General features: G+C 64.8%; 17 protein-coding genes and 1 tRNA gene. 8 read left to right on the top strand and 10 right to left on the bottom strand.

The window, feature by feature from the left end; genetic code table 11:
- Window positions 1-12: 12 nt before the first annotated feature.
- From ACLD02_RS15040 to ACLD02_RS15030, 3 genes are read right to left on the bottom strand one after another with little or no spacing between them, the layout of a single operon-like run.
- Window positions 13-663 (bottom strand): hypothetical protein, encoded by a 651-nt coding sequence (locus tag ACLD02_RS15040; protein ID WP_203099776.1) that lies wholly within the window; start codon window positions 661-663, stop codon window positions 13-15.
- A complete protein-coding gene (nudC, locus tag ACLD02_RS15035; RefSeq protein WP_238400752.1) occupies window positions 660-1,481 on the bottom strand; it encodes an NAD(+) diphosphatase in 822 nt (273 codons plus the stop codon). The genes ACLD02_RS15040 and nudC overlap by 4 nt, the downstream gene beginning before the upstream one ends.
- Window positions 1,474-3,153, bottom strand: a complete 1,680-nt coding sequence (locus ACLD02_RS15030) for a hypothetical protein (protein ID WP_203099778.1) — start codon at window positions 3,151-3,153, stop codon at window positions 1,474-1,476. The genes nudC and ACLD02_RS15030 overlap by 8 nt, the downstream gene beginning before the upstream one ends.
- A 306-nt stretch (window positions 3,154-3,459) precedes the next feature.
- On the opposite strand from ACLD02_RS15030, the gene nhaB reads away from it, so the two are divergent.
- Window positions 3,460-5,055 (top strand): sodium/proton antiporter NhaB, encoded by a 1,596-nt coding sequence (gene nhaB / locus ACLD02_RS15025; protein ID WP_410299073.1) that lies wholly within the window; start codon window positions 3,460-3,462, stop codon window positions 5,053-5,055.
- Between the two features lie 94 nt (window positions 5,056-5,149).
- On the opposite strand, the gene dnaQ is transcribed toward nhaB, so the two are convergent.
- The 3 genes from dnaQ to ACLD02_RS15010 are packed head-to-tail and all read right to left on the bottom strand — an operon-like array spanning window position 5,150 to window position 7,164.
- Complete coding sequence (gene dnaQ, locus ACLD02_RS15020; RefSeq protein WP_203099782.1) at window positions 5,150-5,866, bottom strand: DNA polymerase III subunit epsilon; 717 nt, start codon at window positions 5,864-5,866, stop codon at window positions 5,150-5,152.
- Entirely contained in the window at window positions 5,863-6,306 is a 444-nt protein-coding gene (gene rnhA / locus ACLD02_RS15015) for a ribonuclease HI (protein ID WP_203099784.1), read from the bottom strand. Before rnhA ends, dnaQ begins: the two co-directional genes overlap by 4 nt.
- A gap of 3 nt (window positions 6,307-6,309) precedes the next feature.
- Complete coding sequence (locus tag ACLD02_RS15010; RefSeq protein ID WP_203099786.1) at window positions 6,310-7,164, bottom strand: methyltransferase domain-containing protein; 855 nt, start codon at window positions 7,162-7,164, stop codon at window positions 6,310-6,312.
- A gap of 61 nt (window positions 7,165-7,225) precedes the next feature.
- Between ACLD02_RS15010 and gloB the strand changes: the two genes are divergently transcribed.
- The 7 genes from gloB (at window position 7,226) to ACLD02_RS14975 (ending at window position 16,291) form a co-directional block, all read left to right on the top strand.
- Window positions 7,226-7,999, top strand: a complete 774-nt coding sequence (gene gloB / locus ACLD02_RS15005; RefSeq protein ID WP_203099788.1) for a hydroxyacylglutathione hydrolase — start codon at window positions 7,226-7,228, stop codon at window positions 7,997-7,999.
- A gap of 216 nt (window positions 8,000-8,215) precedes the next feature.
- A complete protein-coding gene (locus ACLD02_RS15000) occupies window positions 8,216-9,781 on the top strand; it encodes a LysM peptidoglycan-binding domain-containing protein (RefSeq protein ID WP_410299072.1) in 1,566 nt (521 codons plus the stop codon).
- A 105-nt stretch (window positions 9,782-9,886) separates the two neighbouring features.
- Entirely contained in the window at window positions 9,887-11,683 is a 1,797-nt protein-coding gene (locus tag ACLD02_RS14995) for an extracellular solute-binding protein (protein ID WP_410299071.1), read from the top strand.
- Window positions 11,683-12,765, top strand: coding sequence for a microcin C ABC transporter permease YejB (locus tag ACLD02_RS14990; RefSeq protein ID WP_203099794.1), 1,083 nt, complete (start codon window positions 11,683-11,685; stop codon window positions 12,763-12,765). The genes ACLD02_RS14995 and ACLD02_RS14990 overlap by 1 nt, the downstream gene beginning before the upstream one ends.
- Window positions 12,765-13,811, top strand: coding sequence for an ABC transporter permease (locus ACLD02_RS14985; protein WP_410299070.1), 1,047 nt, complete (start codon window positions 12,765-12,767; stop codon window positions 13,809-13,811). The genes ACLD02_RS14990 and ACLD02_RS14985 overlap by 1 nt, the downstream gene beginning before the upstream one ends.
- Complete coding sequence (locus tag ACLD02_RS14980; protein ID WP_203099797.1) at window positions 13,808-15,415, top strand: ABC transporter ATP-binding protein; 1,608 nt, start codon at window positions 13,808-13,810, stop codon at window positions 15,413-15,415. Before ACLD02_RS14985 ends, ACLD02_RS14980 begins: the two co-directional genes overlap by 4 nt.
- A gap of 72 nt (window positions 15,416-15,487) precedes the next feature.
- Complete coding sequence (locus ACLD02_RS14975) at window positions 15,488-16,291, top strand: enoyl-ACP reductase (RefSeq protein ID WP_203099800.1); 804 nt, start codon at window positions 15,488-15,490, stop codon at window positions 16,289-16,291.
- A gap of 75 nt (window positions 16,292-16,366) precedes the next feature.
- Here ACLD02_RS14975 and ACLD02_RS14970 read toward each other — a convergent pair whose 3' ends face one another.
- The 4 genes from ACLD02_RS14970 to lon form a co-directional block, all read right to left on the bottom strand.
- Window positions 16,367-18,310 carry a SurA N-terminal domain-containing protein gene (locus tag ACLD02_RS14970; protein ID WP_203099802.1) on the bottom strand — a complete coding sequence of 648 codons (1,944 nt, stop codon included), beginning with the start codon at window positions 18,308-18,310 and terminating at the stop codon, window positions 16,367-16,369.
- A 151-nt stretch (window positions 18,311-18,461) separates the two neighbouring features.
- A tRNA-Asp gene (locus ACLD02_RS14965) sits at window positions 18,462-18,538 on the bottom strand.
- Window positions 18,539-18,548: 10 nt separating this feature from the next.
- Window positions 18,549-18,821 (bottom strand): HU family DNA-binding protein, encoded by a 273-nt coding sequence (locus ACLD02_RS14960; RefSeq protein ID WP_161384330.1) that lies wholly within the window; start codon window positions 18,819-18,821, stop codon window positions 18,549-18,551.
- A gap of 227 nt (window positions 18,822-19,048) precedes the next feature.
- The gene (gene lon, locus ACLD02_RS14955) at window positions 19,049-21,391 is read right to left on the bottom strand and encodes an endopeptidase La (protein ID WP_238400774.1); all 2,343 of its coding nucleotides are present in this window, start codon (window positions 21,389-21,391) and stop codon (window positions 19,049-19,051) included.
- Window positions 21,392-21,464 lie beyond the last annotated feature (73 nt).

Here is a 21,464-nt window from a genome sequence, read left to right as displayed (position 1 = left end):
TACCCGTCCTGTTTATTGCCAGCCCGCCACGGCGCGCTGGGCGCTGCCGTTGAGCGGTCGTCCGATCAACCCGCCCGCCGGTGGCACCGTCACCTCGAAAATGGCGCCGTCCGCCATGGGCAGGTAAGCCGCGCTACCATAGCGCGCATCGACCAGGAAACTCCAGCCCTCGCGGGCATGGCTCCAAACGTCCATGCCCAGGGGCGTCTTGCTCAGGCTGTACACGGTGCGTTCCTTGGAGCGCTCGTCCTCCAGAGCGAAATAACGGCCCTGAATGCGGTCGAGCTGATAGCCGGGTTTGAGGCCCAGCAACGTGAAGGGCATCTTCCATTTGACGATGCGGGCATCCAATTGCCACTGATCACCGTTGAGGCGGAAGTCCTCGCTGCTGCCGTCGTCACGGGTGACGGTGGCGATGTAACTCTGATCACCGGTGGCGCGAAAGCTCACCGTGGCCACCGGAACTTCCTCGTTGAGCTCGTGGAAGCTGTAAAGGTTGAGCGCCACCAGCACCAGGTAAACCGCCAGCGCCACCAGAGCCAGGCCGGCGGTGCCCTTGATCCACTGCCACACCCACTTATGGCGCAGCAGTACCCAGGCACCCACCAGGATCAGCACCAGGCTCACCGCCAGGATCAGAAAAGGCGCCACACTGAAACTCATCGGTTGTCCCGCCAATCATCAATCAGGGACCGGGCAATGCTGCCCGGCGGTGGAATTTGCGGCAGCTCGCTGTAGTGGAACCAGCGCGCATCGGTGATCTCGTCGTCGTCGATGCGGATCTCGCCGCCGGCGTAGGCGGCGTGGAACCCCAGCATCAGCGAATGAGGAAACGGCCAGGACTGGCTGGCGAAGTAACGCAACTCACCCAGGCTCACCCCACTCTCCTCCATCACTTCCCGGCGCACCGCCTGCTCGGCGGTTTCACCGGCTTCCATGAAGCCGGCCAGGCAGGAATAGAAACCTTCCGGAAAGCGCGCGGAATGGCCCAGCAGGGCATGGTCGCCGTCAGTGACCAGGGCGATCACGCAGGGGGTGATGCGCGGGTACTGACGATAATCGCAGGCCGGGCAAATCATCGTCAGCTCGGTGGCATGGGGCTCGGTGGCGGTGCCACAGCGGCTGCAGAAGCGATGGTTGTAACGCCAGCTGATCACTTGCAGGGCGCGGGCGGCCATGGTGAACAGCGCCTCGTCCATCTGGCCCAGCAACTGGCGCAGGGACATCGGGTACAGCGGCCGGTCGGCGAGTTCGTGATCGGCCTGCAGGCACACATAGCAGGGCTCGTCGTGCAACAGGCCCAGGAAACGATAATCGGGATGCCCCCGGAGCAAAAAGGCGGGCAGCCTGGGGATGCCCGCTCCGGGGTGTTGTTCCGTGTCCACGCAGATTTGCTGCTCGTGGATCACGAACACCCAGGCCTCTTCCGCCCGGGAAGGTTCCGGGGCGGACAGGTCCATGGGGTTCGGCGTGTCAGCCATTCGGGTTCTCCGTCGCCGGGTAGCCCAGTTCCGCCACCGCCTGTTCGGCCACGTCGAGCACCCCTTCGCCAATCGGTTTCTGTTCTTCCATGCTCTCCAGATAATAATCAATCCCCGTGAGAGCGTCGGCAAGGGTTTCCATGGCCGGCTGGCCCGGTGGCTCATCGCCGTTGAGCAGTTGTTCCTCGATATAGCGGCGGCAGGCGGCGATCACCCGACAGGCCCTCTCCAACTCCAGGAACATGAGCCCCCCGCAGATCGTGGCGAAGGTGCCCGGCAGGTTGGTGATGTGCATCGGGTCCCAGTGATTTTCCATGAAACTGGCCAGCGATCGCTTGGCCAGCGCCAGCCCGGCCCGGCACTCTCCCACCACCGTCATGCGGGCATCGTCCAACTGGTACAGGGAGATACTGCTATTAGTCGCGTCACGGCGCACGTCGTCGCTGGGCGCCAGGCTGCGCTCCAGGCTGGCAACGGTGTTCTCGGCGGCCAGCAGATCGTCCACCAGGGCGTGGAACTCCACGCTGTCCACCTCGGTGTCCGCCGGCCAGTCGGCGATCGCGGCGGCGCGCTCGCGAAGCGCCGTGGCTTCCTGTTCCTTGCCAACCATCTCGAGGGTGCTGGCGATGCGGCGCAGGCCGCCGGCCACGGCGGCGTAATCGGTGTCGGCGACGCCCTGGGCGGCCAGGTCCAGGGTATCCTTGATCTGGTTGATCTCGTCTTTCAGAGCACCGGCCACGGAGCGGATCACCGAGCCCCGGGAGCCGGTCATCAGCGCCAGTTCACGCTGCAGGTCCGCGTCGCTGATGCGCCCGCCGACGCCGAACACCCGGCGAACCTCCTGCGCCGCCGGCGTGGCGCCGGAGCCCAGACTGGCAAGAAACAGGCTTTCCTTGATCAGCATCAGCGGCGCTTCCTTGCCCAGTGCGTGCTCGCCGTCGTACACCAGCTTCTTGAGCTGGCGGTCGTATTGGGCCAGCAGCGCCTTGCGCGCCGGCGTGATCACCATGCCATCGGCGGCCAGGCTCTCGGTGGCGGCTCGCGCCACCCACCAGAAACGGCCCAGCGCGCAGTCGCCGCACAGCGCATCGACCCGTTGCAGGGCGCGGGCCATGAGCTTGAGATGGGCATCCCGATTCTGCCCGCGCAGCAGACCGAGCAGGCCCACCTGATACATGTGACGCAGGCGCCGGCCCTGGGACGCCAGCGCCGAGGGATCGCCGGCCGCCGGTACCGGGTCGCGGGCCCGGGACAGATCGACACTGAAGAAATGACTTTCCTGAATCAGGGACTTGCCGCCCGCACGGCGTAATTCGTTGATGCCGCCGATCAGCAGTTCGGGCTGGGCGCGATCCTTGAGCTGGACGTATTCATAGTAGCGCCCGAGCAGCACGATGGCGTTGCCCAGAGCCTGAACCAGGCCACGATCGTGCTGGCGCTTGAGGGCTTCGGTGGCCAGTTCCATCTCTTCGCTCATCAGCGTGGCGGCACTCAGCTCCAGCACCTGGGAGATGCCGCGAAGCTGGTGGAAGGCGCTGGCGCAGTGGTCCAGGACGGCGGCGTCGCCGCGATCCTCGGCGAACGCCTCGAGGCTGGCCTCGGCTTCGCTGAGCGTGGTGTCGATGGCCTCCTTCAGGAAGGTCAAGGAGGTGGTATTGGTTATGGCGACCATGCGTGACGAAACCCCTGGTGAAAATTATCCCCGACCGGTCGGAACGCGCTCGGGAGCGGCGCGCACAACGCGGCAAAACCCCGTCAAAGCGATGTTTTCACTTTCTCACGGGCTTCAACAATGCGTCAACTTTCAACTCTAAGCAACTGATTCCTCGGCATATTGTTAACCTCTGCACAGCCTCGAAACCGCCCCGAGCCTTGATCCGGAGCAAAGCCCGGGCACCCTGCCCTGTACCCGGGCAAAGGAAGTGCTTATTATTGCGCCGCCCATCCGATGCCAACTCATAAATAAGCAGGAAGAGCCATGTCCGCCCATCTCGGCCGTGCCTTCGGTCAGAATTTCCTGGGGCAAGCCCCCGCCTGGTACAAATACACCATTGTCGCCTTTCTGATCGCCAACCCGATCGTGGCCTGGACTCTGGGGGAGGCCACCGCCGGCTGGCTGCTGCTGGCGGAGTTCATTTTCACCCTGGCCATGGCGCTTAAATGCTACCCGCTGCAGCCCGGTGGCCTGCTGGCCATCGAGGCGCTGCTGATCGGCCTGACCTCGCCGACCACGGTACTGCACAAGGTGGAAGGCAACCTTGAGGTGCTGCTGCTGCTGATCTTCATGGTGGCCGGCATCTTCTTCCTCAAGGACCTGCTGCTGTACGTGTTCACCCGGCTGCTGCTTGGGGTGCGCTCCAAGATGATGCTCAGCCTGCTGTTCTCCATCGCCGCCGCGGTGCTGTCCGCGTTCCTCGACGCACTTACCGTCACCGCGGTGGTGATCGCGGTGTGCACCGGGTTTTACGGCATCTACCACAAGGTGGCGTCGGGAAAGAATTTCCAGCAAAAACACGACCACGGCGACGACACCTCCGTGGAGGATCTGCACCGCGAGGATCTGCGCCGCTTCCGCGCTTTCCTGCGCAGCCTGCTGATGCATGCCGCCGTGGGTACCGCCCTGGGCGGCGTGTGCACCCTGGTGGGCGAACCACAGAACCTGCTGATCGCCACCAAGGCGCAGTGGGAGTTCGGTGAATTTTTCCTGCGCATGGCGCCGATCAGCCTGCCGGTACTGGTCTCCGGCCTGCTCACCTGTCTGTTCCTGGAATGGAGCGGTAGTTTCGGCTACGGCGAGGAGATCCCGGAAAAGGTCCAGGCGATCATGCGTCAGTCCGCCCTGGAGCAGGAAAGCCGCCGCACCACTCGCGACAAGGTGAACCTGGTGGTACAGGGCCTGATCGCCGTCTGGCTGGTGGTGGGCCTGGCCACCCACGCGGCGCCGGTGGGTCTGGTGGGTCTGAGCGTGATCATCCTGGCCACCGCCTTCTGCGGCATTATCGAGGAACATCGCCTGGGCGCCGCCTTCGAAGAAGCACTGCCCTTCACTGCCCTGCTCACGGTTTTCTTCGCGGTGGTGGCGGTAATCGCCGACCAACAACTGTTCGCGCCGGTGATCGAGTACGTGCTGTCCCTGGAGCGGGATGCCCAGGGCTCCGCCTTCTACCTGGCCAACGGCGTGCTCTCGGCGGTGTCCGATAACGTTTTCGTCGCTTCCGTGTACATCGATGAAGTAGCCCTGGCGCTGGTTAACAACGAGATCAACCGCGACACCTTCGACCTGCTGGCCGTGGCCATCAACACCGGCACCAACATTCCGTCGGTGGCGACCCCCAACGGTCAGGCGGCGTTTTTGTTCCTGCTCACCTCGGCCCTGGCGCCGCTGGTGAGGCTGTCCTACGGTCGCATGGTGGTGATGGCGCTGCCCTACACCATCGTCATGAGCCTCACCGGTCTGGCGATGACCGCCATTGCCCTGGAGCCGGCCACCGAGTACATGTACGAGCAAGGCTGGATTGAGCACCACCAGCCCAGCGAGCTGAACCTGGACGCGGATACGACGCCGCACCATTGAACCTCTAAGCAATCGCGACTGAAGTCGCTCCTACAGGTGGTTCGGTGCGGGTAGGAGCGACTTCAGTCGCAATTCCAGCCCCTCCGGCTAAACCTCAGCCTTCCAATTCTTCCCACAGCGTGCGCTGACCGTTCTTGCCGGCAATGGCGGACAGCTTGGCGCGATGACGCTCGGCGTCGCCATCGCTGGCGCGAACCACCGTCAGGCGGGGCCGGTCCACGGCCAGACGGCGGATCGCCTCGGCCACCCCGGCGCCCTCGTCGGCGCCCTCGGCGCCCAGGGAAAGCCGCGTCTGGCCACCGGTCATGGCCAGGTAAACGTCCGCCAGGATCTCCGCATCCAGCAAAGCACCGTGCAGTTCCCGGTGGCCGTTGTCCACGTCGTAGCGGCGGCACAACGCGTCGAGGCTGTTCTTCTGGCCCGGGTGCAGATCGCGGGCCAATTTCAGGGTATCAAGTACCCCGCAGGCCTCGGCGATGGTGCCCCACTCCCGGCCCAGGCGACGCAGTTCGTGATCCAGGAAGCCCACATCGAAGGGCGCGTTGTGGATCACCAGCTCGGCGCCACGCACGAAATCCATGAACTCCCGGGCAATCTGATCGAAAGTCGGCTTGTCGGCCAGGAACTCGGTGGTGATGCCGTGCACCTCCAAGGCGCCCTCGTCGATGTCACGCTCGGGATTGATGTACAGGTGCAGGTTGTTGCCGGTCAGGCGGCGGTTTTCCACCTCCACGCAGCCGATCTCGATGATGCGGTGCCCGGACTGCGGGTCCAGGCCGGTGGTCTCGGTATCCAGTACGATCTGTCTCATGCCCGTGCCTTCATTTCATCAATGCCGCGGTTGGCGAGCTGGTCGGCGCGCTCGTTCTCCGGGTGGCCGCTGTGTCCCTTGACCCAGTGCCAGCGCACCCGGTGGCGGGCCGCCGCCTGGTCCAGGCGCACCCACAGGTCCTGGTTGACCACCGGCTTTTTGGCGGCGGTCTTCCAGCCGCGCTTCTTCCAGTTGGCAAGCCATTCGGTGATGCCCTTGCGCACGTACTGGGAATCCGTGGTCAGACGCACCTCGCACTCCTCGCGCAGCGCCTCCAGCGCCTGGATCGCCGCCATCAGTTCCATGCGGTTATTGGTGGTGTGCGGCTCGCCGCCGTACAGTTCCTTCTCATTGTTGCCGTGGCGCAATACCGCGCCCCAGCCACCGGGCCCCGGGTTTCCCCGGCAAGCGCCGTCGGTGAATATTTCGACCTGCTTCAACGATTACTCCGTATTCCGTTCCTGCCGCCAACGGGCCACCGGCACCGAGACCACCGTGGGGCGCTGCCTGCTGAACGCCCGGGATGGGGCCAGCGGGCGCATCATCGCCGCCCGCTTGCGCGCCACCAGCAGATAGACCCCGCCGAAGCGCCACCACAGGCGCCGCCCCAGCCATTCCAGCCAGCGCAGACGAGCCCGGCCGCGGTCAGCCAGCGGCAGATTATAGAAGCCACCGGCCAGGCCTTCGACCTCGAAGCCCAGCACATGCAGCCAGTCACTGACCCGATAGGGTCGGAAGTAGCGCCCGTTCCAGCCCGGGCGGCCATCGCCGCCCCGCAACCAGCGGGCCAGCCCCAGGGGGCTGATGGGATGAAAGCCCAACACCGCGATCACGCCGCCCGGCGCCACGCAGCGGGCCGCCTCGCGCAACGCCTGGTGGGGGTTGTCCTGGAATTCCAGACCATGGTGCAGCAGCACCACGTCGACGCTGTTCTTGGCCACCGGCAGCGCCAGGGGGCAGGCTTCCATGCGCACCGGCTGCGCGGTCGCGCCGTCGGCGTCACGCTCGGGGTAACAACCGAGGTACCGGTCGAGATCCGGGGCGCCGCCGCCCAGGTGAATCGGGTTCACCGCGCAGCGCCACGGCAGGCGGATGCCGGCCAGCATGTCGCGGCCGCGACCGCCGCTGATTTCCATCGCGCGCTGGCCCACCAGCTTGGGCAGCCAGTCGGCCAGCATGGCCCGTTCGGCACCGAGCACCGCCTGGCCGGCTTCACTCTCCAGCCAGACATCGAAGCGCCGTGTCATGTCCGCGGGCTGGCGGCGGAACGGGGAACGGGAAAGCGGAGGCAGCTGCATTTCTGACATTCTCCCTGCCGGCTGTTAGCATCTGAACACCCCAAGCACAGAGTAACACGTCATGCTGCAAGCCCCTACGGCGATCCCCGCCTTCTCCGACAACTACATCTGGGCGATCCACGACGGCACCCACTGCGTGGTGGTGGACCCGGGCGACGCGCGCCCGGTGGAAGCCTGGCTGGCCCGGGAGGGCCTCACCCTGAGCGCGCTGCTGATCACCCATCACCACCCGGACCATGTGGGTGGCGTCAGCGCCCTGTGCGAAAACCGCGACATTCCGGTGTACGGCCCGGCCCGGGAAACGATCCCGGAAATGGACCACCCGCTGCGCGACGGCGACCGGGTTCGGCTGGCCACCCCGGACCTGGAACTGGAAGTCCTGGACGTGCCCGGCCATACCCTGGGGCACATCGCCTTCCATGCCCCGGAACAGGGCTGGCTGTTCTGCGGCGATACCCTGTTTGCCGGCGGTTGCGGCCGCCTGTTCGAGGGCACCCCGGAGCAAATGCACCACTCCCTGACCCGTCTGGCCGGGTTGCCGGAACAGACCCTGGTGTTCTGCGCCCATGAGTACACCCAGGCCAATCTGTCGTTCGCGGCCACCGTGTCACCGGAGGACCCGGCCGTGGCCGAGCGCCTGGCGCGGGTTCGCGAGTTGCGCGGGGAGGACCGCATCACCCTGCCCTCCACGGTCGGCGAGGAGAAGCGCACCAACCCCTTCCTGCGCGCCGCCGAGCCGTCCCTGCGCCAGGCCTGCGAACGCCATTTCGGTGAGCGCCCGGACACCCCGGTGGCCTCCTTCGCCGCCCTGCGACGCTGGAAGGATTCCGCCTGAGCAAAGCACGAAACAGGAAAATCCGGCACGAATATGGCATTGTGATGTCCATCGAATTTCCGGGGGAACGCATCGCGGCGGTGGCCTTTTTGCTTGCCCCGCCCTGGGGCGATGCCTAGAATCCACTTAAGCTTTCATTCGTATATTGTTGTTATGAATAAACTTCTGGGTTGCGTGACCTTGGGGGTCGCGCTTATGGGGAGTGGCTGTGCCCTGATGCCTTCAGGCTCGGCCCCATCGGATCAACCGTCGTCGCGGCACGTGGACGAGCTGCCGCCCATGCCGGCCGCCGAGCCATCTCTGGACAATCCGGATCTGGCCAATGGCATGGCCGAGCCGGAACCACGCAATCCGGATCGCGCCTCCAACGCCGACCGGGATTTGTGGGATCGTATCCGCGCCGGCTACCGCCTGAATCTGGATATGGACAATGACCGGGTGCGCGCCCAGCGCGAATGGTATGCCCGCCATCCGTCCTATTTCACCCGCGTCACCACCCGCTCGGAACGCTACCTCCATTTCATCGTCGAGGAAGCGGAAGCCCGCGACATGCCTCTCGAGCTGGTGATGCTGCCGGTGGTGGAAAGCGCCTTCGACCCCTTCGCTTACTCCCACGGTCGCGCCGCCGGCCCCTGGCAGTTCATCCCCTCCACCGGCAAGTACTTCGGGCTGGATCAGACCTGGTGGTACGACGGACGGCGGGACATCAAGCGCTCCACCCGTGCCGCGCTCGACTATCTGCAGAAGCTGTCGGCCCGGTTCGACGGCGACTGGTTACTGGCCCTGGCCGCCTATAACGCCGGTGGCGGCACCGTTTCCCGGGCCCGCCGCCATAATGAGGAGGCCGGCAAGCCGCTGGATTTCTGGAGCCTGGATCTACCCCGGGAAACCACCGCCTATGTGCCCAAACTGCTGGCGGTGGCGCAAATCGTTCGCGACCCGGAGCGCTACGGCGTGACCCTGCACCCGATCGATGACGAGCCCTATTTCGCCTCCGTGGACGTGGGCGGCCAGATCGATCTGGCCCAGGCCGCCAGCATGGCCGGCATCTCCACCGAGGAGCTCTATCTGCTCAACCCGGCCTTCAACCGCTGGGCGACGGCCCCGGACGGCCCCACCGACCTGCTGGTGCCGGTGGATCAGGCCGACGAGTTCCGCGAGCGGCTTGCCGCCCTGCCCGTCGATCAGCGCATGCGCTGGTTGCGCTACACCATCCGGCGTGGCGACTCGCTGAGCGGTATCGCCCGGCAGCATCGCACCACCGCGGCGGTGCTGCGTGACATCAACGATCTTCACGGCAGTACCATCATCGCCGGGCGCACCCTGCTGATCCCGGAACCGGCGGCGGACCAGTACGAACTCAGCGCCGACGCCCGGCTGGCCAAGCAGCAGGGTCGCGACCGCGCCGGGCGCCAGCGCGTCGATCACCGTGTCTCCAGCGGCGATACCCTCTGGGACCTGGCGCGCAGCTACGATGTCAGCGTGCGCGCCCTGGCGCGCTGGAACAACATGGCGCCGGGTGATCCGCTGCGCGTCGGCCAGACCCTGGCGGTGTGGACCGAGAACGGCGCGGCGGCCCCGGTGAGCGGCGCCGACCGCCAGGAGATGATCCGCAAGGTGCGCTACTCGGTGCGCCGCGGCGACTCCCTGTACGCCATCGCCGACCGATTCAACGTGTCGGTAAGCCAGATCCGCGACTGGAACAACGGCGTGCAGGGCAACCGCTATCTGCAACCCGGTGATCGCCTGACCCTGTACGTGGACGTGCGCAGCGCCCCCTGAACTTCCGGCGGCGCGCGCAGTCCGGGTATTGGTGAATAACACGGCCTGGGCTATGGTGACGCCACCGGTCCTTTTCAGGAGTGCACAATAACGATGACAGGCGCCATGCGGTCTTTTCTTACCCTTCTTTTTCTGGTGCCGGCCATGTTCGCCGGCGCCGCCCGGGCGGACGTGATCACCGCCCACGCCATCGCCATGCACGGCACGCCCAAATACGGGCCCGGGTTCCAGCACTTCGACTACGTCAATCCGAACGCCCCCAAGGGCGGCACCCTGCGCCTGCACGAACTGGGTGGCTTCGACAATTTCATGCCCTGGTTGCCCAAGGGCACCGCCGCCAGCGGCGTGGAGGGCTACCTGTACGACAGCCTGCTGGCCCCCAGCCTGGACGAACCGTTCAGCGAGTACGGCCTGCTGGCGGAAAAGATCGAGTACCCCGAGGACCGCTCCTGGGTGATCTTCACGTTGCGCGCACAGGCGCGCTTCGCCGACGGCGAGCCGGTACGCGCCGAGGACGTGGCCTGGACCTTCCGCCAGCTGCGCGAGGAAGGCGCGCCCTTCTACGCCTATTACTATGGCGATGTGGAAAAGGTCGAGGCGCTGTCCGAACGCAGGGTCAAATTCACCTTCAAGCCCGGCGATAACCGGGAATTGTTGATGATCGTCGGCCAGTTACCGGTGATGCCCAAGCATTACTGGGACGACAAGACCTTCGCCGATGCCACCCTGGTGCCGCCGATCGGCTCCGGCCCCTACCGGATCAAGAGTTTCAAACCCGGCAAGCGGGTGGTCTACGAACGCCGCGACGATTACTGGGCCAGGGACCTGCCGGTAATGCGCGGTCGCTTCAACTTCGATCGGGTGATCTACGAATACTACCTGGATGAAACCGTGGCGTTGGAAGCGTTCAAGCGCGGCGACTATGGCTGGCGCACGGAAACCAATTCCAAGCTCTGGGCCACCGCCTACACCGGCGATGCCTTCGACAGCGGTCGCCTGGTCACCGAGGAGGTGTCACACAGCAATCCCGCCGGCATGCAGGGCTTCATCTTCAATACCCGCCGCCCGCTGTTCCAGGACCCGGTACTGCGCGAGGCGATCGGCTACGCCTTCGATTTCGAGTGGTCCAACAAGAACCTGTTCTACGGTCAGTACCAACGAACCCGCAGCTACTTCCAGAATTCCGACCTGGCCGCCACCGGCCTGCCCGACGAGCAGGAGCTGGCGCTGCTGGAGCCGCTGCGCGACGACCTGCCGCCCCGGGTCTTCACCGAGGCCTACCAGCCACCGGTGTCCGACGGTTCCGGTCGGCCCCGGGAGAACCTTCGCCATGCCCAGCAATTGCTGATGAAGGCCGGCTACAAGGTGCGCGACGGTAAACTGCATACCGCGGACGGCAAACCGGTGAAGTTCGAGTTCCTGCTGTTCCGCCCCGCCTTCGAACGGGTGGTGCTGCCGTTCGCCCGCAATCTGAAGACCCTCGGCATCGACGTGGACGTGGTGCGGGTGGACCAGTCCCAGTACGTTCAGCGGCTGCGCCAGTACAACTTCGACATGCTGATCCAGGGCTGGGGTCAATCCACCTCGCCGGGTAACGAGCAGCGCGGTTTCTGGAGTTCCGAAGCCGCCGAGCGGGAAAGCAGCCGCAATTTCGCCGGCGTCAGCAACCCGGCGGTGGACGCCCTGGTCGACAAGGTGATCCGGGCCAAGACCCGCGAGGAACTGGTGACCCGAACCCGCGCGCTGGACCGGGCCTTGCAGTGGGGCTTCTACGTGGTGCCCAACTGGTACGCCCCCAAGCACCGCTTCGCCTACCGTTCCGGGTTGGCGCACGCGCCGCTGCCACCCTATGTGCCCATCCTGGGCGCCCTGGACCTCTGGTGGGATAAAAGCGCCGACTGATGCTGGTCTATATCCTCAAGCGCCTGGCGCTGATCGTCCCTACCCTGTTCGGCATTCTGCTGCTGAATTTCGTGATCGTGCAGGCGGCCCCGGGCGGCCCGGTGGAGAAAGCCCTGGCGCAACTCCAGGGCCTGGGTGGCGGTGGCACCGGCGGTGGCTTCGCCGGCACCACCGCGGATTTCACCGGCGGCGGTGATGGAGGCTATCGGGGCTCGCGGGGGCTGCCACCGGAGCTGGTGGCCCGCATCGAGAAGCTGTATGGCTTCGACAAGCCGGCTCCGGAGCGCTTCTGGCTGATGGTCAAGCGCTACCTGACGTTCGACTTCGGCGAGTCCTACTACCGCGACAGGCCGGTCAGTACCCTGATCGCGGAACGGTTGCCGGTGTCGATTTCCCTGGGGCTGTGGAGCACGCTGATCACCTATCTGGTGGCGATACCGCTGGGCATCCGCAAGGCGGTGCGCGACGGCAGCCGCTTCGATGTCTGGACCAGTACCGCCATCGTGGTCGGCTACGCCATCCCCAGCTTTCTGATCGCCATCCTGTTGGTGGTGTTGTTCGCCGGCGGCTCCTACCTGGAGTGGTTCCCGTTGCGCGGGCTCACCTCCGACGACTTCGACCAGCTTTCCACCTTCGGCAAGGTGCTGGACTACTTCCATCACATCACCCTGCCCACCCTGGCCATCGTGATCGGCAACTTCGCCACCCTGACCATGCTCACCAAGAACTCCTTCCTGGACGAGATCGGCAAGCAGTACGTGCAGACCGCCCGGGCCAAGGGGCTCACTGAGAAAGGGGTGCTCTACGGCCACGTGTTCCGCAACGCCATGCTGATCATCATCGCCGGCTTCCCGGCCGCGTTCGTGGGCATGTTCTTCACCGGTGTGCTGCTGATCGAGTACATTTTTTCCCTGGACGGCCTCGGCCTGCTGGGCTTCGAATCGGTGATCAACCGGGATTACCCGGTGGTATTCGGCACCCTGTTCATCTTCACCCTGCTGGGCATGCTGCTGAAGCTGGTGTCGGACCTCACCTACATGTGGGTGGACCCGCGCATTGATTTCGAGCGGAGGGCTCGCTGATGGAGCTGAGTCCAATCTGGCGGCGCCAGTGGCACGCCTTCCGCCGCAACCGTCGCGGGCTGTGGTCGCTGTACCTGTTCCTGGTGCTGTTCGTGCTCAGTCTGGGCGCCGAGTTCGTCGCCAACGACAAGCCGATCCTGGTGCGTTACCAGGGCGAACTGTACATGCCGGTGTTCAATGTCTACCCGGAAACCACCTTCGGCGGCCTGTTCGAAACCGAGGCCAATTACCGTGACCCCTACGTGGCGGAGCTGATCAACGACGACGGCTGGATGCTGTGGCCGCCAATCCACTACAGCTACGACACCATCAACTACGATCTGCAGGTGCCGGCGCCGGCGCCCCCCTCGGCGGAGAATTGGCTGGGCACCGACGACCAGGGCCGTGATGTGCTGGCGCGGCTGATCCACGGCTTCCGGCTGTCCGTGCTGTTCGGGCTGATTCTGACGGTCGCCGCCAGTGCCATCGGCATCGTGGTGGGCGCGGTGCAGGGCTACTACGGCGGCTGGCTGGATCTGGCCGGCCAACGCTTCGTGGAAGTGTGGTCGAGCATGCCGATCCTGTATCTGATCATCGTTATTTCGAGTTTCGTGGTGCCCGGCTTCTGGACCCTGCTGTTGATCCTGCTGCTGTTTTCGTGGATGACGCTGGTGGATCTGGTGCGCGCGGAATTCCTGCGTGCCCGCAACCTGGATTATGTACGCGCCGCCCAGGCCCTGGGCGTGCGCACGCCGGTGATTCTATTCCGGCATATGCTGCCCAATGCCATGGTCGCCACCCTCACCTACCTGCCGTTCGTGCTCAATGCCTCGGTGATCATGCTCACTTCCCTGGACTTCATCGGCTTCGGGCTGCCGCCGGGCTCGCCGTCGCTGGGCGAACTGCTCGGCCAGGGCAAGGCCAACCTGCATGCTCCCTGGCTGGGACTGAGCGCCTTCGTCACCCTGGCGCTGATGCTGTCGCTGCTGGTGTTCGTGGGCGAGGCGGTGCGTGATGCCTTCGATCCACGCAAGTACCTGGCCGCCGAGCGTGGAGAAACACCATGAGCCTGCTGAGCGTTCGCGATCTGAGCATCTGGTTCGATGACCCGTCGAAGCCGGCGGTGGACGGCGTGGATCTGGATATCGAGGCCGGCCGCATGCTCGCCCTGGTGGGAGAATCCGGCTCCGGCAAGTCGCTCACCGCCCTGTCGCTGATCGACCTGCTGCCCCCTGGCGCCAGCCGCCAGGTAGCGAGCCTGGCCCTGGAAGGCGAGGATGTATCGGGCTGGCCAGAGGCGCGCCGCCGGGCGCTGCGCGGCGGCCGCATCGGCACCATCTTCCAGGAGCCACTCACCGCCCTGAATCCACTGCACAAGGTCGAGAAACAGATCGGCGAGGCGATCCGCGTGCACCAGAGGCTGGGCCGCGAAGCGGTGCGCCGGCGTTGCCGGGAGCTGCTTGCCCAGGTGGACCTGCCCGCCAGCGAGGACATGCTGGCGCGCTACCCCCACCAGCTCAGCGGCGGGCAGCGGCAACGGGTGATGATCGCCATGGCCCTGGCCAACGACCCGCAACTGCTGATCGCCGACGAGCCGACCACGGCCCTTGATGTCACCATCCAGGAAACCATTCTGGATCTGCTCAAGCGGCTGCAGCGCGAGCGACATCTGAGCATTCTGCTGATCAGCCATGACCTCGGCCTGGTGGGCCGCTTCGCCGAGGAAGTGGCGGTGATGCACCGGGGCCGGATCGTGGAACGGGGCGCCACCGAACAGGTGCTTAACCATCCTCGCGACGCCTACACCCGCCATCTGCTGGACAGCGAGCCCGCCGGACGCCCGGACCCGCTGCCCGCCGATCCCCCGGTGCTGCTGCGCGCCGACGACCTGGCGGTGCACTTCCCGGGCCGCCGGCGGGGCTGGCTGGGCCGGCGAGACACCGTGGCCGCGGTGGACGGGGTGTCCTTTCAGGTCCATCGTGGCGAGACCCTGGGCGTGGTGGGCGAATCCGGTTCCGGCAAGTCCACCGTGGCGCTGGCCCTGCTACGCCTGATCCAGGCACGGGGCAAGGTGGTTCTGCTGGATCAGCCGCTGCACGAGCTGGGCGCCCGCGCCCTGCGCCCCTGGCGGCGCCATATGCAGGTGGTGTTCCAGGACCCCTACGGCAGCCTCAACCCACGCCTGACCGTGTCCCAGGCGGTGGAGGAAGGCCTGCGCGTGCACCACAAGGAACTGGATGCCGGCCAGCGCGCCACCCGGGTCCGCGATCTGCTCGCCGAGGTCGGCCTGCCGGCGGATAGCGGCGACCGCTATCCCCACGAATTCTCCGGCGGGCAGCGCCAGCGCATCGCCATCGCCCGCGCCCTGGTGCTGGAGCCGGACCTCCTGATTCTGGATGAACCGACCTCGGCTCTGGACCGCAGCGTCCAGGCCCAGGTGCTGGAGCTGCTCAAGACGCTGCAGCGCCGCCACGGGCTCAGCTATGTGTTCATCAGCCACGACCTCAAGGTGGTGCGCGCCATCAGCCATCGGCTGCTGGTGATGCGTCATGGCAAGGTGGTGGAGCATGGCGACACCGACCGGGTCTTCGCGAACCCGGAGGACGCCTACACCCGGCGTCTGATCGACGCCGCCTTCAGCCGCGACGGGAAACAAGCCGTTGCACAATAACCCCTCCAGCGCCTTTTAAGGTCCCCAGGATCGCCTATACTGGGCGCCGGAGTGACTTTTTGAGGACAAACCATGGGTTTTCTCGCAGGCAAGCGATTCCTGATCGTGGGCATCGCCAGCGACCGTTCCATCGCCACCGGCATCGCCGAGGCCATGCACCGGGAAGGCGCCGAACTGGCCTTCACCTACCAGAACGACAAGCTCAAAAGCCGGGTGGTGAAAGCCGCCGAGCGCTATGGCAGCAGCGAAGCACTGTGCTTCCCCTGTGACGTTACTTCCGACGAGCAGATCCAGCAGGTCTTCACCGATCTCGGCAAGCAGTGGGAAGGACTGGACGGCGTGGTGCACGCGGTCGGCTTCGCCCCCGCCAACGAACTGGACGGCAACTTCGCCGACGTGGCCACCCGGGAAGGCTTCCGCATGGCCCACGACATTTCCGCCTACAGTTTCGTGGCCCTGGCCCAGGCCGCGCGGCCGATGATGGCGGGCCGCAACGGCGCCCTGCTCACCCTCAGCTATCACGCTTCCCGCCAGACCGTGCCCAACTACAACGTCATGGGCCTGGCCAAGGCCAGCCTCGAGGCTTCCGTGCGCTATCTGGCCGCCAGCCTGGGCCCGGAAGGCATCCGCGTGAACGGCATCTCCGCCGGCCCGATCCGTACCCTGGCGGCGTCCGGCATCAAGAAGTTCCGCAGCATGCTGGACTACAATGCGGCCAAGGCGCCGCTGCGCCGTAACGTGACCATCGAGGAAGTGGGCAACACCGCCGCTTTCCTGTGCTCGGACCTGGCCTCCGGCATCAGCGCCGAGATCACCTACGTGGACGGGGGTGCCGCCACCGTGTCCATGCCTTTCGAGGAGCCCGGCGAGGAATAGCCCGTCACCCAGCGATGCCGCATGGAAAAAAGCCCGCCGTTTGGCGGGCTTTTTTTTGGTGCGGCGCGGCGCCGGTCAGGGCTGCGGCTGCCCGGCCGGTTGGGAATCGCCCTCGGCGAGCCGGTTGGGATGCAGCTCCACGTCCAGGTTATCACGCAGGAAACCCATCACCTGGCGGAAGGTACGTTCGCCTTCCACCCGGGCCAGTTCCTGCAAAGCCTGTTGTTGCTGCTCATCGGGCAACGCTTCCACGGCGCCATCTTCCACGCCGGTAACCTGGAAGGCCACCAGATCACCGTTGCGCAGATCCACGAAGCGAATGCCGCTGGTGTCACCGTCGGCGGGCCGGGGCGTGGCGAAGACCGCGTCGGTAACCGCCATGTCCGGTTCCGCCGCGCCACGCTGCAGGCCGCTTTCCTCTTCCACCGCCGCGTTGAGCAGCTCGGCCACCCGGTTCAGATCGGCACCGTCGTCTTCCGCCGCCGCGCGGGCCTGGTCGGCCAGACTGGCGGCCTGGTCGCGGGCCTTGCGAAGGCGCAGCTGGGCGACGATGTCGTCGCGTACCTGGTCCAGCGGCAACGGTTCCGCGGCCTGGGTATCCTGCAGACGCACCGCCACGAAACGGTCGCCGCCCAGGTCGAGCAGATCGCTGTTGTGGCCCTGTTCACGCACCGCGTCGCTGTTCAACGCCTGCCGCACCTGGTCATTATTGAGCGGCGCCGGCAGATTCTGCAGGGACACCCAGTCAGTGGTTTCCAGGGGCAGATTCAGTTGCTCGGCGGGCACTTCCAGGTTGGCGTGCTCATAGATCAGCTCTTCCAGGGTGACCAGATCCTCGGACAGCATGGACTGGGCCTGGGCACGTTGCAGATCGGCGACGATCTGATCGCGCATTTCCGCGAGCGGCGCCATCTCCGCTTTTTGCTCGCTCTCCACCTTCAGCAGGTGAACCCCGGCGTCGGACACCACCGGATCGGAGACCTCGCCCACGGACAAGTTTACCAGCGCCTCGTCCAGCGGCTTGGGCAGGTCACCGGGCTCCACGGTACCCAGCTCACCACCGCTGTTGGCGGTGGCGGCGTCGTCGGAGTACTCGGCGGCCACGTCGGCGAAGCTGTCGCCGGATTCCAGGGCCTGGCGGGCCTCCCGCGCGCGGGCCAGAGCGGCGTCCTCGTCACGATCGTCGTTCACCGCGATCATCACATGGGCCACCTGACGGCGGGTGGAGGCGTTTTCGCGCATCTGTTTACGCGCCTGATACTCGCCACGGACCTGCTCATCACTGATCTCGATGCGATCGCGGTAATGATCCGGGGCCAGCTCCAGATAACGAACGCGCAGTTGCTCGGGACGCATGAATTCGCCTTGGTGCTCCTCGTAGAAGGCATTTACCTCCTCATCGGACACCGACACGTCACGACGCAGCTGATCCAGGTCCAGACGCACATAGCGAATATCGCGGCGCTGCTCACCCAGCCGGCGTTGCTCCGCCAGTTCGTTGGGCAGCGCGAAGTCGGTACCGGCGAACGCGGCGCGGTATTGCTGGCTGATCCGCTCCTGGCGAATCCCGTCCAGGTAACCCTGGGGCGTCATACCCTGGGCACGGACCATCTGCTCGAAACGCGTTTCGGAAAAGGCGCCGTTGTCGACGAAGGCGGGGTTATCGCGGATCTCACGGGCCGCCTGGGTGTCGCTGTAGGCCATGTTGGCGTTACGCGCGGCACTGATCATCAACTGCTCGTTGACGATGCCCTGCAGCACCATCTGCGGCCGGATAAAGGAGTCCAGCATGGATTCATTGATGTTGGGGCTCTGCTGACGCAGCATCTGGCGCAACTGCTGGGTGCGCGAATTTACATACGCCCGGGTAATCTTGTTGCCTTCCACTTCCGCGACCGTGCTGTCGCTGCCTCCGCCGGTAAAATAGCCATAAAAACCGGAAATAACGAAGGGAAGTATGATGGCGGCGAGCAGAACCTTGCCCACGGGGCCGCGGACAAATCGCCTGAACTCCTGCATGGTTTACTCCAAGGGATCGTCTTTTTTTATCGATGAAAACCGGTGCCGTTGATGTCGGCCGTGGCGTTTTGACCCGCCGCGCTCCGTCCGGTTCCGGCCCCCGCATCCAGAAAGCAAAAAAGCGTACCCACTGCGGATACGCTTATTCGGCTGGCGGAGCGGACGGGACTCGAACCCGCGACCCCCGGCGTGACAGGCCGGTATTCTAACCAGCTGAACTACCGCTCCTGAAACCGGCTCAGTTCACGGCGTCCTTAAGTGCTTTACCGGCTTTGAAACCAGGTACCTTGGCCGCGGCGATCTTGATGGTCTCGCCGGTCTGCGGGTTACGACCTTCCCGCGCGGCACGCTCCTTCACGGAGAAAGTGCCAAAACCCACCAGGGACACGCTATCGCCTTTTTTCAGGGCACCGGTGACGGCGTCCAGAGTTGCATCAAGCGCGCGCCCTGCATCGGCCTTGGAGATGTCGGAGGCCGCGGCGATGGCATCGATCAGTTCGGATTTATTCACAAAATTCCCCTTTCTATTTCCCGGTTTTATGGTCGAGGCGCGATGCACTCTCCTTATGACGAAGCCGCCTTTATACCAACGGGCCCAGGGGGCGTCAAGAAAGGAAGAGGCCGTTCACACCAGCTTTAACAAAGGTAAAAAACCTTGTTGATCAACACGTTAAAAACGTAACGCAAGATCACGAATCGGTTGTGCAGCACGCATTAGAAACGCCGCGCGGGCGCGGGTCAATGGGTGCTCGGCCGTTCGGATTCTTTTTGCGCTTTTTCTTCCGCGAGAGCAAGATCCTCCTCCACTTCCGCATCGCTAAGCGGCGTCGGCGTGTGGGTCAGGGCCACTTCCAGCACCTGGTCGATCCACTTCACCGGCCGGATGTCGAGAGCTTGCTTGATGTTCTCGGGAATTTCCTTGAGGTCGCGCTCGTTTTCGTGCGGTATCAGAACCGTTTTGATACCGCCGCGATGCGCGGCCAGCAGTTTTTCCTTGAGTCCGCCGATCGCCAGGACCTGGCCGCGCAGCGTGATTTCGCCGGTCATGGCCACGTCGGCACGCACCGGGATACCGGTGAGCATGGAGACCATGGCGGTGCACATGCCAATACCGGCGCTGGGGCCATCCTTCGGCGTGGCGCCCTCGGGCACGTGGATGTGCAGGTCGTTCCGTTCCAGTTGACGGCGGCGAATGCCCAGATGGCGGGAACGGCTTTTCACCACCGTCCAGGCCGCCTGGATGGATTCCTGCATCACGTCGCCCAGGGAACCGGTGGTGGTCACCCTGCCCTTGCCCGGCGTGGACACGCCTTCGATGGTCAGCAGCTCGCCACCCACGGAGGTCCAGGCCAGCCCTGTGACCTGGCCGACCTGATCCGCTTCCTCGGCGAGGCCGTAGCTGTAACGACGCACGCCCAGGTAATGCTCGACCTTTTCCTCGTCCAGCGTCACCGGAGCGTCATCCTTGGCCAGCAGATGCTCCTTCACCACCTTACGGCAGATCTTGCTGATCTCGCGCTCCAGACCGCGCACGCCAGCCTCGCGGGTGTAGTGTCGGATTACATGGCGCAGGGTGTCGTCATTGAACACCACTTCGCCCTCTTTCAGGCCGTTGCTCTTGATCTGCTTGGGAATCAGATACTGGGAGGCGATATTGACCTTCTCGTCCTCGGTATAACCGGGCAGACGAATCACTTCCATTCGATCCAGCAGCGGCGCCGGAATGTTCATGGAGTTGGAGGTGCACACGAACAGGGTCTCGGACAGGTCGTAGTCCACTTCCAGGTAGTGATCGCTGAAGGTGTGGTTCTGTTCCGGATCAAGTACTTCCAGCAGGGCCGACGCCGGGTCGCCCCGCATGTCCATGCCCATCTTGTCGACTTCATCGAGCAAGAACAGCGGGTTGCGCACGCCTACCTTGGACAGTTTCTGGATCACCTTGCCCGGCAAGGAGCCGATGTAGGTGCGGCGATGGCCGCGGATTTCCGCTTCATCGCGCACGCCGCCCAGAGCCATGCGCACGAACTTGCGATTGGTGGCGCGGGCCACGGATTGCCCCAGGGACGTCTTACCGACACCGGGCGGACCCACCAGGCACAGCACCGGCCCCTTGACCTTGCCAACCCGGCTTTGCACGGCGAGGAATTCCAGGATGCGCTCCTTTACTTCCTCCAGCCCGTAATGATCCTGATCGAGAATCTTCTTGGCGTGGGCGATGTCGTGGCGAACCCGGCTGCGCTTCTTCCACGGCACCGAGGTCATCCAGTCCAGGTAACTGCGCACCACCGTGGCCTCGGCGGACATCGGTGACATCATGCGCAGCTTGTTGAGTTCGTTGCGGGTTTTTTCCTTGGCTTCCTTCGGCATGCCGACGCTTTCGATCTTCTTCTCAAGATCCTCCAGCTCGTTGCCGCTTTCGTCCAGGTCGCCGAGTTCCTTCTGAATCGCCTTCATCTGCTCATTCAGATAGTACTCGCGCTGGCTCTTCTCCATCTGTTTCTTGACCCGGCCACGGATGCGCTTCTCCACCTTGAGCACATCCATGTCGGATTCCATCAGCGCCACCAGATGCTCGACACGCTCACGCACGTCGACCATTTCCAGCACGTCCTGCTTCTCTTCCAGCTTCAGTTGCAGGTGCGCGGAAATGGTATCGGCCAGGCGGCTGATCTCGTCGATGGAGGACACCGAATTCATGATCTCCGGCGCCACCTTCTTGGACAGCTTGACGTATTCCTCGAATTTGGTGAGCAGGGAACGGGCCAGAGCCTCCTGCTCGCTTTCCGAGGGCATCGCCTCGTCCAGTTCACGCACGTCCGCCACCGCGCCGTCATCATCGAAACGGGCGTGGGCGACATGGCCGCGACCGCCCCCTTCCACCAGCACCTTCACGGTGCCGTCAGGGAGGCGCAGCATCTGCAGGATGGTGGACACCGTGCCCACCCGGTAAATGTCCCTTTCGCCCGGATCATCGTCGGACGCGTTGCGCTGGGCCACGAGCATGATCTGCTTGTCGCTGGCCATGGCCGTTTCCAGCGCGGCGATGGATTTTTCCCGGCCCACGAACAGCGGGATCACCATATGGGGGTAAACCACCACGTCACGCAGTGGCAGCAGAGGAATCTCTTTCAGCACGTATCGCCCCTATCGTTGG

It is taken from the genome of Alloalcanivorax sp. C16-2, from assembly GCF_046507615.1.
Classification (GTDB): Bacteria; Pseudomonadota; Gammaproteobacteria; order Pseudomonadales; family Alcanivoracaceae; genus Alloalcanivorax; species Alloalcanivorax marinus_A.
Note: the sequence above shows the minus strand (reverse complement) of the source record. Positions and strands in the feature narration are given on the sequence as shown.